This is a genomic window from Rahnella sp. BCC 1045 (genome assembly GCF_019049615.1).
Taxonomy (GTDB): domain Bacteria; phylum Pseudomonadota; class Gammaproteobacteria; order Enterobacterales; family Enterobacteriaceae; genus Rahnella; species Rahnella contaminans.
The window spans coordinates 1-20,126 of sequence record NZ_JAFMOZ010000078.1; the positions used below are offsets into that span (position 1 = coordinate 1).

16 protein-coding genes are annotated in these 20,126 nt (G+C 53.8%); 10 read left to right on the forward strand and 6 right to left on the reverse strand.

The window, feature by feature from the left end; genetic code table 11:
- Positions 1-201: 201 nt before the first annotated feature.
- From ulaG to glpD, 7 genes are all read left to right on the forward strand, one after another.
- On the forward strand, positions 202-1,266 hold the full coding sequence (gene ulaG, locus J1782_RS01530) for an L-ascorbate 6-phosphate lactonase (protein ID WP_165060948.1): 1,065 nt from the start codon (positions 202-204) through the stop codon (positions 1,264-1,266).
- A 123-nt stretch (positions 1,267-1,389) separates the two neighbouring features.
- Positions 1,390-2,145, forward strand: a complete 756-nt coding sequence (gene ulaR, locus J1782_RS01535; protein ID WP_217152224.1) for an HTH-type transcriptional regulator UlaR — start codon at positions 1,390-1,392, stop codon at positions 2,143-2,145.
- 83 nt (positions 2,146-2,228) lie between these two features.
- Positions 2,229-2,549, forward strand: a complete 321-nt coding sequence (glpE, locus tag J1782_RS01540; RefSeq protein ID WP_104923683.1) for a thiosulfate sulfurtransferase GlpE — start codon at positions 2,229-2,231, stop codon at positions 2,547-2,549.
- Between the two features lie 149 nt (positions 2,550-2,698).
- Positions 2,699-3,889, forward strand: a complete 1,191-nt coding sequence (locus J1782_RS01545; RefSeq protein ID WP_165060945.1) for a PLP-dependent aspartate aminotransferase family protein — start codon at positions 2,699-2,701, stop codon at positions 3,887-3,889.
- Positions 3,890-4,109: 220 nt separating this feature from the next.
- On the forward strand, positions 4,110-4,940 hold the full coding sequence (glpG, locus tag J1782_RS01550) for a rhomboid family intramembrane serine protease GlpG (protein ID WP_217152225.1): 831 nt from the start codon (positions 4,110-4,112) through the stop codon (positions 4,938-4,940).
- A gap of 9 nt (positions 4,941-4,949) precedes the next feature.
- Positions 4,950-5,708 (forward strand): DeoR/GlpR family transcriptional regulator, encoded by a 759-nt coding sequence (locus tag J1782_RS01555; RefSeq protein WP_104923688.1) that lies wholly within the window; start codon positions 4,950-4,952, stop codon positions 5,706-5,708.
- 278 nt (positions 5,709-5,986) lie between these two features.
- Positions 5,987-7,498 carry a glycerol-3-phosphate dehydrogenase gene (gene glpD / locus J1782_RS01560; protein ID WP_152327560.1) on the forward strand — a complete coding sequence of 504 codons (1,512 nt, stop codon included), beginning with the start codon at positions 5,987-5,989 and terminating at the stop codon, positions 7,496-7,498.
- 61 nt (positions 7,499-7,559) lie between these two features.
- On the opposite strand, the gene glgP is transcribed toward glpD, so the two are convergent.
- The 6 genes from glgP to asd all read right to left on the reverse strand — a co-directional run bounded on the left by glgP (position 7,560) and on the right by asd (position 18,553).
- A complete protein-coding gene (gene glgP / locus J1782_RS01565; protein WP_152327561.1) occupies positions 7,560-10,007 on the reverse strand; it encodes a glycogen phosphorylase in 2,448 nt (815 codons plus the stop codon).
- 38 nt (positions 10,008-10,045) lie between these two features.
- Positions 10,046-11,482: a glycogen synthase GlgA gene (gene glgA / locus J1782_RS01570; protein WP_217152226.1), complete on the reverse strand. Its 1,437-nt coding sequence runs from the start codon at positions 11,480-11,482 to the stop codon at positions 10,046-10,048.
- A gap of 72 nt (positions 11,483-11,554) precedes the next feature.
- On the reverse strand, positions 11,555-12,832 hold the full coding sequence (gene glgC, locus J1782_RS01575; RefSeq protein ID WP_152327563.1) for a glucose-1-phosphate adenylyltransferase: 1,278 nt from the start codon (positions 12,830-12,832) through the stop codon (positions 11,555-11,557).
- Positions 12,833-12,855: 23 nt separating this feature from the next.
- Entirely contained in the window at positions 12,856-14,874 is a 2,019-nt protein-coding gene (gene glgX, locus J1782_RS01580) for a glycogen debranching protein GlgX (RefSeq protein WP_217152227.1), read from the reverse strand.
- Positions 14,874-17,060 carry a 1,4-alpha-glucan branching enzyme gene (glgB, locus tag J1782_RS01585; protein ID WP_165060936.1) on the reverse strand — a complete coding sequence of 729 codons (2,187 nt, stop codon included), beginning with the start codon at positions 17,058-17,060 and terminating at the stop codon, positions 14,874-14,876. The genes glgX and glgB overlap by 1 nt, the downstream gene beginning before the upstream one ends.
- Positions 17,061-17,449: 389 nt before the next feature.
- Positions 17,450-18,553, reverse strand: coding sequence for an aspartate-semialdehyde dehydrogenase (gene asd / locus J1782_RS01590; RefSeq protein ID WP_120132887.1), 1,104 nt, complete (start codon positions 18,551-18,553; stop codon positions 17,450-17,452).
- A gap of 227 nt (positions 18,554-18,780) precedes the next feature.
- On the opposite strand from asd, the gene J1782_RS01595 reads away from it, so the two are divergent.
- The 3 genes from J1782_RS01595 to nadS form a co-directional block, all read left to right on the forward strand.
- Positions 18,781-19,374 (forward strand): YhgN family NAAT transporter, encoded by a 594-nt coding sequence (locus tag J1782_RS01595; protein WP_152327566.1) that lies wholly within the window; start codon positions 18,781-18,783, stop codon positions 19,372-19,374.
- Between the two features lie 127 nt (positions 19,375-19,501).
- Positions 19,502-19,825 (forward strand): addiction module toxin RelE, encoded by a 324-nt coding sequence (locus J1782_RS01600; protein ID WP_152327624.1) that lies wholly within the window; start codon positions 19,502-19,504, stop codon positions 19,823-19,825.
- Positions 19,826-19,840: 15 nt separating this feature from the next.
- A partial coding sequence (gene nadS / locus J1782_RS01605; RefSeq protein ID WP_217152228.1) for a NadS family protein occupies positions 19,841-20,126 on the forward strand: 286 nt, incomplete at its 3' end.

The following is a 20,126-nucleotide window of genomic DNA, read 5'->3' on the forward strand; positions in this document are numbered from 1 at the left end:
ATAGATTATTTTATTACCTGCACTTCCTGCTTATTCAGAGAACCTGTCTTCAGCGTGTCCGAAACCATTCAAAAATCGTCGATTAAAATCATTGTCACGGCAAAATTTCGATGATAAATTCCTCACCATCAAATCATATTTAATCATTAAATGATTTGTTATGATTTAATCATTCAAACCAAACTCACATGAGGGAATACAATGAGCAAAGTAGAAACGATCAGTCGCGAATCCTGGATCCTCAACACTTTCCCGGAATGGGGCACCTGGCTGAATGAAGAAATCGAGCAGGAAAAAGTCGCGCCAGGCACTTTTGCGATGTGGTGGCTGGGCTGCACGGGGATCTGGCTTAAATCTGAGGGCGGCGCGAATATTTGTGTCGATTTCTGGTGTGGCGTGGGCAAGCAAAATCACAGCAGCCCGCTGATGAAAACCGGCCACCAAATGCAACGCATGGCAGGCGTGAAAAAGCTGCAACCAAACCTGCGCACCACGCCCTTCGTGCTGGATCCGTTCGCGATCAGAGAGATCGACGCCGTATTGTCCACCCACGACCACAACGATCATATTGATGTCAACGTCGCGGCAGCCGTGATGCAAAACTGCGCTTCCGATGTGCCGTTTATCGGCCCGCAAACCTGCGTGGATTTGTGGATTAGCTGGGGCGTGCCGAGAGAACGTTGTATCGTGATGACGCCGGGAAAAGTGGTGAAAATCAAAGATGTGGAAATCCACGCGCTGGATTCTTTCGACCGCACCGTTCTGATCACCCTGCCTGCGGACCAGAAAGCGGCTGGCGTTCTGCCGGACATGATGGATCAGCGTGCGGTAAATTATCTGTTCAAAACGCCGGGCGGAAACCTGTATCACAGCGGCGATTCACATTATTCCAACTACTACGCGAAACACGGCAACGAGTACAAAATTGACGTCGCACTCGGCTCCTACGGCGAGAACCCGCGCGGCGTGACCGACAAAATGACCAGCGTCGATATGCTGCGTATGGCAGAATCACTGAATACAAAAGTCGTGATCCCGTTCCACCATGATATCTGGTCGAATTTCCAGGCCGATCCGCAGGAAATCCGTGTGCTGTGGGAGATGAAAAAAGACCGTCTGAAATACGGCTTCAAGCCCTTTATCTGGCAGGTTGGCGGCAAATTCACTTATCCGAATGACAAAGACAATTTTGAATATCACTACCCGCGTGGATTCGAAGATTGCTTTACGACAGACACCGACTTGCCGTTTAAATCCTTCCTCTAAAGCATTGTGAGAAAAGGCGGGGACTATTCTCTCCGCCCTTTCAGAATCAATGTTATTCGCATTACTGCTCGTTTATAATCACGCGGTAATCATCTACTTTCGGATATCCCCCGCGGAGACACTATGACAGAGCCACAACGCCACAACGCCATCCTTGATCTTTTGCAGCGTCAGGGTCAGATTTCTGTCGCTGATGTCATTGATCATTTTGATATTTCTCCGGCCACTGCGCGTCGTGATATCACTAAGCTCAACGAGTTGGGGAAATTGCGTAAAGTGCGTAACGGCGCTGAAGCCGTTAACCAGCCTCGCCAGAACTGGACTCCGCTTAATATTCACCAGACCCATAATCTCAACGAAAAAATGCGTATCGCCAAAGCTGCGGCCGAATTGTGCCAGCCGGGTGAAAGCGTGGTGATTAACTGCGGCTCGACAGCGTTTTTGCTGGGGCGCGAGATGTGCGGAAAAGACATTCAGGTGATCACTAACTATCTGCCGCTGGCCAATTACCTGATTGAGCAGGAACACGACAGCGTGGTGATCATGGGTGGTCAGTACAATAAAAGTCAGTCGATTACGCTGGCACCGCAGGATGGCGATGCGAGCCTGTACGCCGGGCACTGGATGTTTACCAGCGGCGCAGGGCTGACCACCGATGGCCTGTATAAAACCGATATGCTGACCGCGATGGCGGAACAAAAGATGCTGAATTACGTCGGAAATCTGGCGGTGCTGGTCGACAGCAGTAAAGTCGGGCAACGCGCAGGTATGCTGTTCAGCCGCACGGAACAAATCAATGTGCTCATCACCGGCAAAGAAGCCGACGGCGAAATTATCGAAAAATTAGGCCTCAAAGGTGTGAAGGTGATTCTGGTTTAGCGCTTTTCCCCTGTAGTTTGTCTGGTCTTGATAAGCCAATAATTGGGTAGAATGGCGGAATCATCTTTTAAGAGGCACCTCCGATGGAACAATTTGAAGCAATCAGCGTTGAACAGGCGCATACCCGCCTGAAATCCGGCGAAGCAGTTATGGTCGATATTCGCGACCCGCAAAGTTTTGGCGCAGCACACGCGCCCGGCGCATTCCATCTGAGCAATGAAAGCATGCGCGCCTTTATGGAACAGGCCGATGCCAAAACGCCGGTTCTGGTCATGTGCTATCACGGCATCAGCAGCCGTGGTGCCGCACAATTTCTGATTTCTCAGGGTTTCGAATCGGTGTACAGCGTTGACGGCGGCTTTGAAGCCTGGTCACAAACCTTCCCGCAAGATATCGAAGCCTGATCCCCCTCCCTCCGGCGCAGACTATAGTCTTATAAACCGAGTCTTTATAACCAGGCTATCTGGTTTGCGCCGAAAATGTTCTTAAGCCGAAAAAGCTACCGTTCTCCAGTGTTGATATAATTTCCGCCTACTATCGACAGGATTTCAAGATGAAACAACTGAACAAAACACGTTCTTTGGGTATGCGTACGCTCGCCGTTCATGGTGGCCAGCAGCCGGATGCCCAGACCGGTGCCGTCGCGACACCGATTACCGCCTCTTCCGCGTTCTCCTATCCGGATTTTGACAGCGGCGCACGTCGTTTCAGCGGGGAAGAGCCGGGCTATATGTACAGCCGTTTTGCTAACCCGACGGTGACCGTTTTTGAACAAAAACTGGCCGCGCTGGAAGGCGCAGAAACCTCCGTGGCTTGCGCAAGCGGCATGGCGGCGATCAGCGCAACATTATTTGCCCTGCTGGTGCCGGGGGATGAAATCATTCATGTCGGTACGCTGTACGGCGGGACAGAAGGTGTGGTACGTAATCTTCTGCCACGTTATGGCATCACACCAGTACACGTCGCGAACGTCAGCGAACTGGAAGGCGCATTCACAAAAAATACCAAAGTCGTGCTGGTTGAGACACCGGCAAACCCGGGTCTGGACATTGCCGATCTGGCAGAAATCGCGCGTTTATCCAAAGCAGCTGGCGCAATCAGCGTGGTGGATAACACCTTTGCGACGCCTTACCTGACACGTCCGCTGGCGCTGGGCATCGATATCGTTCTGCACTCGGCGACCAAATACATCAGCGGTCACGGCGATGCGACCGGCGGTGTAGTGGCCGGTTCTGCGGCATTAATTACACCAATCCGCACGCTGAGCCTGAAACAGTTCGGTGGTTGCCTGAGCCCGTTCGAAGCCAGCTTGCTGATCCGCGGGCTGAAAACTTTGCCATTGCGCGTGGAAGCCAGCTCACTGAGCGCACAGGCGGTAGCGGAATTTCTCGACAGTCACAACGCAGTGGAAACGGTATTTTATCCCGGGCTGCCGGAACATCCGGGCCATGCCATCGCAGCGCGTCAGATGAAACTGTTCGGCGGGATTATGGCAATTGAGCTGAAAGGCGGGCTGAACGCCGCACGGACTTTCCTCGATAAGCTGAACATCATCACGCAGGCGGTTTCCCTCGGAGATACCGATTCGCTGGCCTGCCATCCGGCCTCAACCACTCACAGCGCCGTCGCGCCGGAAGTCCGCCGTCAGAGCGGGATTACCGACGGGCTGGTGCGTATCAGTATCGGTATCGAAGACACCGACGACCTGATTGCCGATCTGGAACAGGCGCTGGAAGGGCTGTAAGCTCCCGATATTTGCAGCACCGTCATCCGGCGGTGTTGCAAAAGACTTCGATCCCTATCACATCACTGCAATTTTTCTGTTTCAGCTAATGACACTGCATCCGTAATTTCCCCTTCCCGCCCCGACTGACGTTATAATCGACTTCCCCCACGCTGGCAGATAAGGTATTGCCCTAAAATGACGGCAACAAATCAAACAATTAGGGAAATCACTTAACGCTATGGTGCGCATTCTTAACCTGAACAACCCTCGCCTCGCTCAGGCTTTTGTCGATTACATGGCGACGCAGGGTTTCACGCTGACGATTAAACACGAAAGTCAGGAAGTCCAGCTCTGGCTGGAAGACGAATCGCGTCTGGAAGAGGCAGAGAAGCAGGTCGCGCTGTTTGTCCGTGACCCGCTGCACCCTCGTTATCAGGCCGCCAGCTGGCAAACCGGCAAGGCGCAGCCGGGTTTGCGGATGTCGCATACCCCCTTTATGAAAACGCTGCGCAGCCGTGCGGGCCCGCTGACGATCGGCATGATTGTGCTGTGTATCGCCGTCTATATTCTTCAGCAAATGGTCGGTTTTGAGCAGGTCATGAACTGGCTGGCGTGGCCGGACAGCTCGCGGTATTTTCAGGTCTGGCGCTGGTTTACACCTGCGCTGATGAATTTTTCCTTATTTTCATTGCTCATCAATCTGGTCTGGTGGTGGTATATGGCCAGCCAGATTGAACAGCATCTTGGCAGCGGAAAATTATTCACCGTCACGCTGATCGCGGCGCTGATCAGCGGCTGGGGCCAGTCGATGGTCAACGGTTCCTGGTTCGGCGGTTTGTCCGGCGTGGTCTACGCTCTGATGGGTTATGTCTGGCTGACCGGCGTGTTGAAACCTGAAAGCCGGTTGTACGTTCCCGGCGGATTACTGGCTATTTCGCTGATCTTCATGTTCATCGGCTATGCCACAGGCGGTGCAGCGGTGGCTAATGCCGCCCACACATTTGGCCTGGGTCTGGGTCTGGTGATGGCATTTGTTGATACGCGCTTACCGCGCAAAAAACGCAAGTAGGGGATTTGGGTGAAACAAACACAACGCCATGACGCGATTATCGAGTTAGTTCGCCAGCAGGGTTATGTCAGCACCGAAGAACTGGTCGATCATTTCGCGGTCAGCCCGCAAACCATCCGGCGCGATCTCAATGACCTGGCCGAGCAGAATAAAATCCACCGCCATCATGGCGGTGCGGCGCTGCCATCGAGTTCGGTCAATGCAGCCTATAACGACCGTAAAGTGATGTGGTCAGAAGCGAAAGCGCGTATTGCTCAACGCGTCGCGGGGCAGATCCCGGACGGTTCAACGCTGTTTATCGATATCGGCACCACGCCGGAAGCGGTAGCGTACGCACTGCTCAATCATAAAGATCTGCGGATTGTAACCAACAACCTGAACGTGGCGACGCTGTTCAGTGCCAAAGACGATTGCCGCCTGTTCCTCGCCGGTGGCGAAGTCCGCGCCCGCGATGGCGGGGTGATGGGTGAAGCGACGCTCGATTTTATCTCTCAGTTCCGCCTCGATTACGGCATTCTCGGCATCAGCGGCATTGATATGGACGGCTCATTGCTCGAATTCGACTATCACGAAGCGCGAACCAAGCGTGCGATTATCGAAAACTCCCGCTGCGTAATGCTGGTGACTGACCATTCCAAGTTTGGCCGTAACGCAATGGTTAACCTAGGTAAAATGGATTTGATTCACTATCTGTTTACCGACAAACAGCCGCCGGAGAGCGTGAAGCAAATCATCGATAAGTACGACGTTCACCTCGAGCTTTGCTGATTTCCGGCTCTTTCAGGGAGCGTCGCCCTGGCGCTCCTGCTTTATCTCCCTTCCCTGCTTCTGCTTAAAACGAACAATTTCGAAAAATTCCACGCGTTGTTGCGTTCGGTTTTGTCCCCGGCTCACCGTTTTGCTCGTTACTGACACAAAAATGTTACCTCCATCACGCATAATTGTTTTTATTTGGTTAACTCTTGGCTTGTTTGTCGAATCTCGATTACAATCGTGAGCGAAAACGAACATAAAAGAGCTATTGCGAACATCTGGAGGAAGATGACGTGGAAACCAAAGACTTGATCGTAATTGGTGGCGGTATTAATGGTACCGGCATCGCAGTAGATGCAGCTGGCCGCGGGCTGTCTGTTCTGCTGCTTGAAGCGCAAGACTTGGCCTGCGCGACCTCTTCGGCCAGTTCTAAACTGATCCACGGTGGCCTGCGTTACCTGGAACACTACGAATTCCGTCTGGTCAGCGAAGCGCTGGCTGAACGTGAAGTGCTGTTAAAAATGGCACCGCATATTGCCTTCCCGATGCGTTTCCGTTTACCGCATCAGCCGCATTTGCGTCCGGCCTGGATGATCCGCGCCGGTCTGTTCCTGTACGACCACCTGGGTAAACGTACCAGCCTGCCCGCCAGTAAAGGCCTGAAATTCGGCAGCGAATCGGTGCTGAAACCAGAACTGACCAAAGGTTTTGAATACTCAGACTGCTGGGTTGACGATGCGCGCTTAGTCGTCGTCAACGCGCAGGAAGTGGAAGAACGCGGCGGCGAAGTGCGTACCCGCACCCGCGTGACCCGTGCATGGCGTGAAGACGGTTTGTGGATGGTGGAAGCCGAAGATATCGATACCGGCAAAACCTTCACCTGGCGCGCCAAAGGGCTGGTGAATGCGACCGGTCCATGGGTCAAACATTTCTTCGACGACGGCCTGAAACTGAAGTCGCCTTACGGCATCCGTCTGATCAAAGGCAGCCATATTGTGGTGCCACGCGCGCACAATCAGCCGCAGGCGTACATTCTGCAAAACGAAGACCACCGTATTGTGTTCGTGATCCCGTGGATGGATGAGTTCTCGATCATCGGTACCACCGACGTGGAATATCACGGTGATCCGAAAGACGTGAAAATCGATGACAAAGAAGTCGGTTATCTGCTGAAAGTGTATAACGACCACTTTAAAAAGCAGCTGACCACGGAAGATATCGTCTGGACTTACTCCGGTGTACGTCCGCTGTGCGACGATGAGTCAGATTCTCCGCAGGCGGTAACCCGAGATTACACGCTGGATGTTCACGATCAGGATGGCAAAGCGCCGTTGCTTTCGGTGTTTGGCGGTAAGCTGACCACCTACCGTAAACTGGCCGAGCACGCGCTGGAAAAACTGGTGAAGTATTATCCGAAAGCCGGCCCGGCCTGGACGAAAACGGCCGTTCTGCCTGGTGGGAAGCTGAATGGTGACCGCGATACGTACAGCGCGAATCTGCGCAGCCGCTTTAAATGGTTGCCGGAATCACTGGCCCGCCGTTATGCGCGCACCTACGGCAGCCAGACGGAACTGTTCCTGAATGACGCAACCGGCATCGAATCGCTGGGCGAAGATTTCGGTCACGGTTTATATGAAGCCGAGTTGCGTTATCTGGTTGAAAAAGAGTGGGTTTCACAGCTTGATGATGCCATCTGGCGTCGTACTAAACTCGGCATGTGGCTGGATAAAGCGCAGCAACAGCGCGTCGCCGAATGGCTGGAAACGCACAAACAGCAGAAGAAACATTTGTCACTGGCGTCCTGATTTAGTTAGCTCCTCCCCCTGCGAAGGGGGAGGAGCCGAAAATCCTACCTTTATTCCCGCTCTACAATTTCACCGGTTTTATATTCCAGATCTCATCCGCGTATTCCTGAATCGTGCGGTCAGACGAGAAATAGCCCATGTTGGCGATGTTGTGCAGCGTGCGCCGCGTCCACTCTTCCGGCAGTTTATACAGCTCATCGACTTTATCCTGCGTATCGACATAACTGCGGTAATCCGCCAGCACCTGATAATGATCGCCGAGATTGACCAGCGTATCGAACAGATTGGTGTAGCGCTTCGGTTCGGTCGGGCTGAAGACGCCGGTCGCGATTTGCGTCAGTACCTGATGCAGCTCGGCGTCCTGTTCAAAGTAGGTATGCGGGTTGTAGCCTTTTTGTCGCAGTTCTTCGACTTGTGGTGTGGTATTGCCGAAGATGAAGATATTTTCCTCTCCAACGTGTTCGAGCATTTCGACGTTCGCGCCGTCCAGCGTACCAATCGTCAGCGCACCGTTTAACGCGAATTTCATGTTACTGGTTCCCGATGCTTCGGTACCCGCCAGCGAGATCTGCTCGGAAAGATCGGCCGCCGGAATGATCAGCTGCGCCAGACTGACGCTGTAGTTAGGAATAAACACGATCTTCAGTTTATTGCCGACACGCGGATCGTTGTTGATCACTGACGCGACATCGTTGATCAGCCGGATAATCTGCTTCGCCGCGTAATACGCCGACGCCGCTTTACCGGCAAAAATCACCGTGCGTGGTACCCAGTCAGCGTCCGGTTCTTCGAGAATTCGGTTGTAACGCGTGATGACGTGCAGCACGTTCATCAGCTGACGTTTGTATTCGTGGATACGTTTGATCTGCACGTCAAACAGACTTTTCGGATCCACCACAATATTCAGTTTCTGGGCGATAAAGAGCGCCAGTTTTTTCTTATTATCCAGCTTGGCCTTGCGGATCGCCTGAAGGAAACTCAGGTAATCCAGATTTTGCTTCAGCTCCGCCAGCTGGCTGAGATCAGAGCGCCAGGTCTGGCCGATAGCGTCATCGAGCACCGCAGAAAGCGGTTTGTTGGCCAGCGCCAGCCAGCGGCGTGGCGTAACCCCGTTAGTTTTATTGCAGAAACGGTCAGGATAAATGTGCGCAAAGTCCGCAAACAACGACTGCACCATCAGGTCGGAATGCAGCGCAGAAACGCCGTTCACTTTATGGCTGGCAATCACTGCCAGCCACGCCATCCGGACTTTACGGCCGTTACCTTCATCGATAATAGAAACGCGGGACAGCAGACCGTTATCGTTGGGGATCTGTTCCGCGACTTCTTTAAGGAAGTGATCGTTAATCTGGAAAATAATCTCAAGATGACGCGGCAGGATCTTGCCGATCATATCCACCGGCCAGGTTTCCAGCGCTTCGCTCATCAGCGTGTGGTTGGTGTACGAAAACACCCGACACACGGTTTCCCACGCGTCTTTCCACTCGAATTTATGCTCGTCAATCAGCAACCGCATCAGCTCAGGAATCGACAGCACCGGGTGCGTGTCGTTGAGGTGAATGGCAATTTTGTCGGCCAGATTATCGTAAGTATGGTGCGTGGTGTAATGGCGGTTGAGGATGTCCTGCACGGTCGCCGACACCAGGAAATATTCCTGGCGCAGACGCAGTTCGCGCCCTGAATAGGTCGAGTCATCGGGATACAGAACCCGCGATACGTTCTCGGAATGGTTTTTATCTTCCACTGCCGCAAAGTAATCACCCTGGTTAAATTTACCCAGATTGATTTCGTTACTGGCCTGCGCACCCCACAACCGGAGCGTGTTGGTGGCGTCGGTATCGTAGCCGGGAATCACCTGATCGTAGGCGCAGGCAATAACTTCTTCGGTTTCCAGCCAGCGGGTTTTCACGCCCTCATGCTGCACGCGACCACCAAAACGCACTTTATAACGGGTGTTGTAGCGCTGGAACTCCCACGGATTACCGTATTCCAGCCAGTAATCCGGTGATTCTTTTTGCTCCCCGTTTACGATGTTTTGCGCGAACATTCCGTATTCATAACGGATGCCGTAACCGCGCCCCGGCAATGCCAGCGTAGCCAGCGAATCGAGGAAACACGCTGCAAGACGCCCCAGACCGCCGTTGCCCAAACCGGGGTCATTCTCTTCGCCGATCAGTTCTTCGAGGTCAAAACCCATTTCATCGAGCGCACTTTTGAGATCGTCATAAATACCCATCGCCAGCAGCGCGTTAGAGAGAGTCCGTCCAATCAAAAACTCCATCGACAGATAATAAACCTGCCGTACGTCCTGTGAGGTTTGCGCCCGGTTGGAGCGCAGCCAGCGTTCCACCATACGATCGCGCACCGCAAACAAGGTGGCATTCAGCCAGTCATGTTGCGTCGCAATGGACGGATCTTTGCCGATGATAAACATCAATTTATAGGCAATAGAATGTTTCAGCGCTTCGACACTGACTGTCGGCGAGTTGTAATTAAACGGTGAAGTCATAACGTTACATTCCCGATCTGGTTAGCTATGTTCAGGGTTCAGGACAACAGACGGTTGTACAGCGTGAGATACTCCTGCGCTGCCACCTTCCAGCCGAAATCAATACCCATGGCGTGTTGCTGGACGTGTCGCCAGTGCTTAGGACGGCTCCACAAAACAAAGGCCCGGCGGATCGCATTTCCCAGCGATTTCCCCGTTGCTTCTTCAAAGACAAAACCACTGGCTGTTCCGTCGGCCAGATTTTCCAGCGCACAATCCACGACCGTATCCGCCAGCCCGCCTGTCCGGCGCACCAGCGGCAACGTGCCGTATTTCAGTCCGTAAAGTTGGGTTAATCCGCACGGCTCAAACCGGCTCGGCACCATGATGACGTCGGCACCGCCGATAATGCGGTGGGAAAAGGCTTCGTGATAACCGAGCTGCACGCCGACCTGCCCCGGATTATCCGCCGCGGCGGCCAGAAACGCCTGTTGCAATACGGCATCGCCTGCGCCCAGCAGCGCAAGCTGGCCGCCACGTTCGAGTAAATCGGGCAACGCTTCCAGCACCAGATCCAGCCCTTTCTGACTGGTCAGACGGCTGACGACGGCAAAAACCAGCCGCGAATCATCCACATCCAAACCCATCGCCCGTTGCAGATAGGCTTTATTAATGGCTTTGGAACGTAAATCATCGGCGTCATAACGGGCAGAAAGCAGCACGTCATCGCGCGGCTGCCAGATAGCTTCATCAACGCCGTTGAGAATACCGGTCAGACGCCCCTGTATTTCGAGTTCCTGCAACAGGGATTCCATGCCGTAACCAAATTCCGGACGCGTGATTTCTTTGGCGTACGTCGGGCTGACGGTCGTCACGTGATCGGAGTAATACAGCCCGGCTTTCAGGTAAGAAATCTGGCCGTAAAACTCCAGCCCGTGCATCTGGAAGAATTCACGCGGGAGGTAAAGCTCATCGATATGATGCGCGCCAAACAGCCCCTGGAATGCCAGGTTATGTACGGTGAAAACGGTGCGCACCGGCGCGTTGCGGGCGCGGATATACGCCGACGCCAGCCCGGCGTGCCAGTCGTGAGAATGCACAATATTCGGCTGCCAGTGCGGGTCAAAACCCAGCGCCAGTTCGCACGCCATCCAGCTCAGCAAGGCAAAACGCAGATGGTTATCCGGATAAGCGAAAGATGATTGATCGTGATAAGGGCTGCCGGGTCGGTCGTACAAACCGGGCACATCAATGATGTAAATGCCCACGCCGTCAAAGTAGCCCAGTGAAAGGGTGACATGCCCGGCGAAGGTCGCCAGCGTGCCGATGACCTTCGTTTCCCCCAGCCCTTTTTTGATATCGGGGAAAGCCGGAATGAGCACGCGGACGTCAGCGCCTTCCGCAATCTGAGCGGCGGGCAATGCCCCCGCAACATCCGCAAGGCCGCCCGTTTTTAACAGCGGAAACAGCTCGGAACAAACATGTAAAACCTGCATTCGCGCTCCTGATTATCCCGGTCATCCCGGCCTTCACCGGGATGACGAAAAATACTGCTCTCTAACGTGTCTTTATAGTTTCGCCAGCATCGCGCGCGTCACCAGTACAACGCCATCTTCCGAACGGTAAAAACGACGGCTGTCTTCATCGGCATTCTCACCAATCACCATGCCTTCCGGGATCTGGCAGGCGCGGTCAATCACACATTTGCGTAAACGGCAGGAACGACCCACATTCACATCCGGCAAAATAATCGTCGAATCAATATTGCAGAAAGAGTTGATGCGCACCCGCGGGAACAGCACGGAATGCACCACCACCGAGCCTGAAACAATCACGCCACCGGCCACCAGCGAGTTCATGGTCATACCGTGACTGCCCGACCGGTCTTGCACAAATTTGGCGGGCGGCAGCGGTTCCATGTGTGTACGGATGGGCCAGTTGCGGTCATACATATCCAGTTCCGGCGTCACCGATGCCAGATCCAGATTCGCGCGCCAGTAGGCGTCGAGCGTCCCCACATCCCGCCAGTACGGCGGCAATTCGTCGTTTTGCGTCACACAGGACAGGCCAAACGGATGCGCGCGCGCTACCCCCTGACGGGTCAGTTTCGGGATCAGATCTTTGCCGAAATCATGGCTGGATTCTTCACTCGCCATGTCTTCTTCGAGCATGCGGAAAAGATAGTCTGCATTAAAAATGTAGATGCCCATGCTCGCCAGCGCCATGTCCGGATTGCCCGGCATCGGCGGCGGATCTTTAGGTTTTTCGACGAAACTGGTGATCTGATAATCCTCCGTCACGCCCATCACGCCAAATTCACTGGCTTCAGAAATCGGCACTTCGAGGCAGGCGACGGTACATTCTCCGCCCTTCTGTACGTGGTCGATGAGCATCCGCGAGTAGTCCATTTTATAGATATGATCCCCGGCCAGGATCACGACAAACTCGGCGTTATAGCGACGGATGATATCCAGATTCTGATACACCGCATCGGCGGTGCCTTTGTACCAGTGTTCGGTGCTGTGGCGTTGCTGCGCCGGGAGTAAATCCACAAACTCGTTCATTTCTTCATTGAGGAAAGACCAGCCTCGCTGGATGTGCTGAACCAGCGTATGTGACTGATATTGTGTGATCACGCCGATGCGGCGGATCCCTGAATTCAGGCAATTCGACAGGGCAAAATCAATGATGCGGAATTTCCCGCCAAAGTGGACGGCGGGCTTTGCCCGGGTAGAGGTCAAATCTTTCAGTCTTGAACCCCGCCCCCCGGCCAGAATCAACGCCACGGATTTCAGCGGCAATTGTCGCGCCAGCATGACCGGGTCCCGATTATCTAATGTCGCCATATCTGACTCCTTCGTTTTTATAGTTACCGGCTCTGTGGAGTAAAATCTTGTAGGACACAGAGGGTTTTTGCTGCTGCCCGCCATTGCGAGCCTTCCGTGACGCGCCGGGGTTCCTCATCAAAAAGCACGCTGTTAAACGGCGCAACCGGCTGCCAGTTCCCCGGCGGCAGATGCAGTTCAACCTCATGCAGTGAGGCATTCACGATCAACAACCAGCGCCGCGACAGGCAGATTTGCAGCCATTGCTGCGGCCCCTGCTCCCAGTCGCCGGTACTCATCGGTTGCCCCTGTTGATTCAGCCATTGCACATCTTCGCTGCCTTCCTGCCACCAGCGGTTTTGCGTCAGTGCCGGGATTTTCCGGCGCAACGCAATCAGCGCAGAGGTATAGGCCATCAGGCTTTCATCGGCGTTTTCCCAGTCGAGCCAGGTCAGCGGATTGTCCTGGCAATAGGCGTTGTTGTTTCCCTGCTGGCTGTTGCCCTGCTCGTCACCGGCCAGCAACATCGGCGTGCCCTGTGACATAAACAGCGTCGCCAGCAATGCCCGCTGGCTGAGACGGCGTTGTCGCAATACGCCGGCAGATGCCTCCAGCCCTTCCTCGCCGTGGTTTTGGCTGAAATTTTCGTTATGGCCGTCGCGGTTTTCCTCCCCGTTAGCCTGGTTATGTTTCTGGTTAAAACTCACTAAATCGCGCAGCGTAAAACCGTCGTGCGCGGTCAGCATGTTGATGCTGGCGTAAGGTTCGCGCTGCGCGGGATTGAATGTGTCCGCCGACGCCGCGATACGCCCGGCAAACTGCCCGATGGAGATATCGCCGTGCAGCCAGAACTGGCGCATTTCATCGCGCCAGATGTCGCTCCATTCGGCGAAAGGTGCCGGGAACTTCCCGAGCTGATAGCCGCCGGTGCCGATGTCCCAGGGCTCAGCAATCAGTTTGATGTTTGAAAGGACAGCATCCTGCTTAATCGCCTCGAAAAGCGGCGATTGCGCGGTGAACTCCGGCGTTCTGCCGAGAAGTGTCGCCAGATCAAAACGGAAACCGTCAACGTGACATTCGCGTACCCAGTAATGCAGGCAATCGAGCGTCCAGGCGATCACTTCGTCATTTGTCAGGCGCATCGCGTTGCCGCAGCCGGTCATGTTGTTGTCCGAGCCATCGTCGTTGAGCCAGTACCAGCTGGCATTGTCGATTCCGCGAAACGAAATAAACGGCCCGTCGATATCCAGCTCCGCACTGTGGTTGAATACCACGTCGAGGATCACTTCTATGCCCGCCTGATGCAGCGCTTTCACCGCGGATTTGAATTCGCTCAGCGCCGACACGCCGCCCAGCCCGCTGGCATAACTTTGTTCAACCGCACAAGGCGCCAGCACGTTATAGCCCCAGTAATTGCTCAGGCCGAGACGTTGCAGACGCGGTTCGTCGGCATGATGCTGAACCGGCAATAACTCAATGGCCGTGACACCCAGATGCTGCAAATATTCGAGCATGACCGGATGCGCCAGCCCGGCGTAAGTACCGCGGATGGCTGCCGGAATACGCGGATGCTGGCGCGTCAGCCCGCGCACATGCGCTTCGTAAATCACAGTTTCGCCCCACGGCGTGGCGGGCGGTTTGTCGTCTTCCCAGTCAAACTTACCGGCGACGACCACCGATTTCGGTGCCACCACGGCGCTGTCCTTGTCGTCCGGCGCATCGGTGCCCCCGGTGAACCGCGCGTTATCTAGAAGGACACCGTCAATCGCCCGCGCGCTGGGGTCAATCAGCACTTTTTTCGGGTTAAAGCGGTGGCCGTTTTGCGGGTCAAAAGGCCCGTAAACGCGGTAACCGTAACGCAGCCCGGCTTTCGCTTCGGGCAAAAAACCGTGCCACAAATTGCCGGTCCGGCCCGGTAAAGGCAGATGCTGCTCGCTGCCGGTCTCATCAAAAAGACATAACTCCACTTTTTCCGCATGCGCGGAGTACAGGCAAAAATTCACGCCGTTATCTCTGAGATGTGCGCCAAATGGCGCGGCCTGACCGGTTTCGAGCTGTTTCATTACGCCTCTTCTCTTCGCAAATAGACGGTCGCCAGCGGCGGAATGGTGATGCTGATCGAATGCTCACGCTGATGATGGCCGATGTTTTCACTGTAAACGTCACCGCAGTTCCCGACGTTGCTGCCACGGTAGAAGTGCGAATCAGTATTGAGAATTTCGTGATAACGCCCCGGACGGGTGATCCCAATCCGGTAGTGTTCGCGCGGCACCGGCGTAAAGTTGCTGATAACAATCACTTCGCCGCCGTTTTCATCGCGGCGCGCAAAGGCAAAAATGGAGTTCTCATGGTCGTCAACCACCAGCCATTCGAAGCCGCGCGGGTTGTAATCGAGCTCATACAGCGGCGCGTTGGCCTGATAGGTCAGATTTAAATCACGCACCAGATGCTGAACGCCGCTGTGCCAGCCGGCCGGGTCATCCAGCAGATGCCAGTCGAGGCTGGCGTCGAAATTCCACTCGCGCCCCTGTGCAAATTCACCGCCCATGAACAGCAATTTTTTGCCCGGATGCGCCCACATGAAACCGTAATACGCGCGCAGGTTGGCGAACTTTTGCCAGGTATCGCCGGGCATTCTGTCGAGCAGGGATTTTTTGCCATGAACCACTTCGTCATGCGAAAGCGGCAGAATGAAATTCTCGCTGTAGGCGTAAAGCACGCCGAACGTCATGAGATTGTGGTGGTATTTGCGGTGAACCGGATCCAGCTGCATGTACTGGAGCGAATCGTGCATCCAGCCCAGATTCCATTTGTAATGGAAGCCCAGCCCGTTGGCATCCGGCGGCATGGTGACGCCGGGATAATCCGTCGATTCTTCCGCTAACGTCACCGCGCCACCCAGTTCGCGCCCGATGGTCTGGTTGGTATATTTCAGGAAGGCAATCGCCTCGAGATTTTCGCGGCCACCGTAATAGTTCGGGATCCACTCTCCGGCTTTGCGGCTGTAATCACGGTAAATCATGGAGGCCACGGCATCAACGCGAAGGCCGTCAATGCCAAAGCGCTCAATCCAGTAAAAACCATTCCCCGCCAGATAGTTACGTACTTCGTGGCGGCCATAGTTATAAATCAGCGTATTCCAGTCCTGATGATAACCTTCGCGCGGGTCGGCATATTCATACAGCGCGGTGCCGTCGAACTGCGCCAGTCCGTAGGCATCGCTTGGGAAATGCCCCGGCACCCAGTCGAGGATCACGTTCAGACCAGCGTCGTGCGCGGCATCAACGAAGGCTTTGAAATCCATCGGCGTGCCGAAACGACGGGTCGGCGCGTACATGCCCAGCGGCTGATAACCCCAGCTGCCGTCAAACGGATGTTCGTTAACCGGCATTAGCTCAATGTGCGTAAAGCCCATCCATTTGGCGTAAGACACCAGCTGTTCCGCCAGCTCGCCGTAGCTCAGCCAGAAGTTATCGTCGGTATGACGTCGCCACGAACCCAGATGAACTTCGTACACCGAAACCGGCTGATTCAGCGCGTTGGCTTTCTTTCTGGTTTCTGAAAACGGTACGACGTCCGGGAGTTTTCGCACGCAGGACGCGGTGTCCGGGCGCATCTGGGCTTCAAATGCGTAAGGATCGGCGCGCAGGGTAATATTGCCGCGACAGTCGATAATTTCGAATTTATACAGCTGACCTTCGTGAACGGCCGGAATAAACAGCTCCCAGATGCCGTTTTCACGACGCTGACGCATCGGATGGCGGCGACCGTCCCAGAAATTGAATTCACCGACCACCGAAACGCGTGTCGCGTTCGGTGCCCAGACGGCAAAACTGACGCCATCGACATCGTCGAGCGTTTGCGGATGCGCGCCAAGTTTTTCGTATGGCCGCAGATGTGTCCCTTCCGCCAGCAGCCAGATATCCAGTTCCTGCAACAACGTGCCGAAGCGGTATGGGTCGTCAATAACATGGAGATTCTCGCCCCAGCGCACTTCCAGCTTGTAACGGAAGGCATTTTTACGGCGGGGAATAAGGCCGACAAAAAAACCGCGATCGTCATAACGACGCAGTTCTGCGACCTGTTTACCTTTTTCTACATCAATGACCCAGACCTGATCGGCATCCGGCAACAGCGCACGAACTTCCAGCCCGGCGCTTACGGAATGCATTCCCAAAAGAGAAAAAGGATCAGCGTAATGGCCAGATATAATTTGATTAATGACGTGCTGATCGGGAAGTACAGACATGAATTTCGTCCTATGATTAATTAAATCAATAAATCCAATAAAATCATTCAGGTATTCAATACGAAACGTGATCCCAGTTTGCTCCCCTTTTTCCTGTCACTTTGTGATCTGGCGTGATTTCGTTTTGCCATAAAATGCGCGTTGGCGCTTATGTTCACAATTTCCAAATAAGTTTCTGTTTCAGCTTCTCAAAGAGGCAGAGCTCTTCTACTAAGCATAGACAAAGGTTCGGTAAATCAGTGGACAGAAGCCGATGAATTTTTCGCAAAATGAAATTCAGAGGGTTGCGCTGGGAAAATGCGGTTTAACGGTGAAGTGATTGAAGACAGAAATAAAAACGGGACACCGTGCTGGTGTCCCGTTGGGACGAAATCAGGGTAACTATGCCGTTACAGCAAGATGCGCAGCATGCGGCGAAGTGGCTCTGCCGCGCCCCACAGCAACTGGTCACCGACGGTGAACGCAGACAGATATTGCGGGCCCATATTCAGTTTACGCAGACGACCCACCGGCGTATTCATAGTGCCCGTCACTGCCGCTGGCGTCAGTTCACGCATCGACAATTCACGATCATTCGGGATGACACGAACCCAGTCGTTATGCGACGCCAGCATTTGTTCGATTTCTGGAATCGACACGTCTTTTTTGAGTTTCAGCGTGAACGCCTGGCTATGGCAACGCAGCGCACCGATGCGGACGCACAGGCCATCCACCGGAATGATGCTGGACGTGCCGAGAATTTTGTTGGTTTCCGCCTGGCCTTTCCACTCTTCTTTGGTCTGGCCGTTATCGAGCTGTTTGTCGATCCATGGGATCAGACCGCCCGCCAGCGGAACACCAAAGTTGTCAGTCGGCAGCGTGCCACTGCGGGTCAGCGCCGTCACTTTACGTTCGATATCCAGAATGGCAGAAGCCGGGTTTTCCAGTTCTTTCGCGACGCTATTATGCAGCATGCCCATTTGGGTCAGCAGCTCGCGCATGTGCCGCGCACCGCCGCCGGAAGCGGCCTGATAGGTGGCAACCGACGCCCACTCAATCAGGTCATTGGCAAACAAACCGCCAAGGGACATCAGCATCAGGCTGACGGTACAGTTACCGCCCACAAAGGTTTTGATGCCTTTGTCGATACCCTGATGGATCACCGCGCTGTTGACCGGGTCGAGGATGATTATCGCGTCATCTTCCATTCTCAGAGAGGATGCTGCGTCAATCCAGTAGCCAGACCAACCGATTTCACGCAGCTTCGGGTAGATTTCATTGGTATAATCGCCGCCCTGACAGGTGATGATAATGTCCAGCGCACTCAGTGCGTCCAGATCATAGGCATCCTGCAAGGTACCAGACTGCCCCGTGAAAGAAGGCGCGGCCTGACCGTGCTGAGAGGTGGAGAAGAATACCGGACGGATAGCGTCGAAATCGCGTTCTTCAATCATGCGTTGCATGAGTACAGAACCGACCATTCCACGCCAGCCAACGAAACCTACATTTTTCATAATATCTGTCCTGCCCTGAGGGTGATAACGGCTTAAAAAGCTTAACGCGCGTTTTGCACTACGTTGGCGCCTTTTTATGATGCGCCATGCTCTGTTAACGCGCTGGTCTACCACCTTACAAAATGTACTAAAAGTGGCAAGTGAATTTAATCAATAGTGCCGCCATTAATAGCAGCACAACTTATAACAAGCATTTTTAACCCGAATTTCATCATTCTGAGGTAGTCATGACCGAAATGATTTCAGCAACCATTTTGCTGTTTTTAATTATGGATCCGCTGGGCAACTTACCGATTTTTATGTCGGTGTTAAAACATCTTGATCCGAAACGCCGCCGCGTGGTGCTGATCCGCGAAATGCTGATTGCCCTGATCCTGATGCTGATTTTCCTGTTCGCAGGGGAAAAAATTCTGTCGTTCCTGAATTTGCGCACTGAAACCGTGTCGATTTCCGGCGGCATCATCCTGTTCCTGATTGCCATCAAGATGATTTTCCCGTCGGAAGAAAAAAGCAGCAGCGGTTTACCCGCCGGTGAGGAACCGTTCCTCGTACCGATGGCCATTCCGCTGGTCGCCGGTCCGTCAATTCTCGCCACGCTGATGTTGCTTTCGCATCAGTACCCGAATCAGATGAGCCACTTAACGCTGGCGTTATTTATCGCCTGGGGCATGTCGATGGCTATCCTGCTACTGTCGAACGTTTTCCTGAAACTGCTCGGCGACAAAGGCGTCAGCGCCCTTGAACGTCTGATGGGCCTGATCCTGGTGATGCTTTCGACGCAGATGTTCCTGGATGGGATCAGAGCGTATTTGAAGATTTAGCGGACAGTCGTGACAAAAAGGCGAGCCACACGGCTCGCCTTTTTCGTTTCTGACGAGAAAAACCTCGCGTTGAACTCTTACCCTGTGAGAGTATTATCCGGCCATCTTGAGTCATGGAATGAGTCATATGGAATATCTGGAGTTTATCGAAACCCCGACTTTTAGCCGCAAATGCAAAGAGCTGCTGACTGAGGAGGAATATCGCCAGTTTCAGGTATACCTCACGCATTATCCCGATGCAGGGGCTTTGATCGTCGGGACGGGCGGTTGCAGAAAAGTCCGCTGGGGTAACCATCGTCGGGGGAAAAGTGCAGGTGTGCGGGCGATTTATTATTACCTGTGCGCTGATGGTCAGATTTACATGCTGCTGGTTTATCCCAAGAGTGAGAAAGATTCTCTGACGGAAAGCGAAAAATCGATTTTGAAAAACATTGTACGAAGTCTGTCGTGACACAGGAGATAGACCATGACGAAAGAATTCTTTGAAGAATTGCGACAATCCGCTGAAGAAATGGTCGCGATCCGTAAAGGTGAGATGGCACCTGCGCATATCACGCGTATTTCCATGCCTGAAGTAAAACAAATTCGCACAAAAGCAGGTGTTAAACAGGATGAGTTCGCCCGGCTGCTTGGTGTTTCTCCCTCGCTGGTGCAGGCATGGGAACAACAAAAGCGTTTGCCAAATGGCGCAGCATTGAAGCTGTTGAAAATGCTGGAACTGAATCCGCAAATTATCCAGACGCTTAAAACAA

Excerpts from the sequence above, each read along its gene's own strand:
- ulaG (WP_165060948.1), top strand. The coding sequence starts at position 202 with ATGAGCAAAGTAGAAACGATCAGTCGCGAATCCTGGATCCTCAACACT.
- ulaR (WP_217152224.1), top strand. The coding sequence starts at position 1,390 with ATGACAGAGCCACAACGCCACAACGCCATCCTTGATCTTTTGCAGCGT.
- glpE (WP_104923683.1), top strand. The coding sequence starts at position 2,229 with ATGGAACAATTTGAAGCAATCAGCGTTGAACAGGCGCATACCCGCCTG.
- J1782_RS01545 (WP_165060945.1), top strand. The coding sequence starts at position 2,699 with ATGAAACAACTGAACAAAACACGTTCTTTGGGTATGCGTACGCTCGCC.
- glpG (WP_217152225.1), top strand. The coding sequence starts at position 4,110 with ATGGTGCGCATTCTTAACCTGAACAACCCTCGCCTCGCTCAGGCTTTT.
- glgP (WP_152327561.1), bottom strand. The coding sequence starts at position 10,007 with ATGACTTCACCGTTTAATTACAACTCGCCGACAGTCAGTGTCGAAGCG.
- glgA (WP_217152226.1), bottom strand. The coding sequence starts at position 11,482 with ATGCAGGTTTTACATGTTTGTTCCGAGCTGTTTCCGCTGTTAAAAACG.
- glgC (WP_152327563.1), bottom strand. The coding sequence starts at position 12,832 with ATGGCGACATTAGATAATCGGGACCCGGTCATGCTGGCGCGACAATTG.
- glgX (WP_217152227.1), bottom strand. The coding sequence starts at position 14,874 with ATGAAACAGCTCGAAACCGGTCAGGCCGCGCCATTTGGCGCACATCTC.
- glgB (WP_165060936.1), bottom strand. The coding sequence starts at position 17,060 with ATGTCTGTACTTCCCGATCAGCACGTCATTAATCAAATTATATCTGGC.
- asd (WP_120132887.1), bottom strand. The coding sequence starts at position 18,553 with ATGAAAAATGTAGGTTTCGTTGGCTGGCGTGGAATGGTCGGTTCTGTA.
- J1782_RS01595 (WP_152327566.1), top strand. The coding sequence starts at position 18,781 with ATGACCGAAATGATTTCAGCAACCATTTTGCTGTTTTTAATTATGGAT.
- J1782_RS01600 (WP_152327624.1), top strand. The coding sequence starts at position 19,502 with ATGGAATATCTGGAGTTTATCGAAACCCCGACTTTTAGCCGCAAATGC.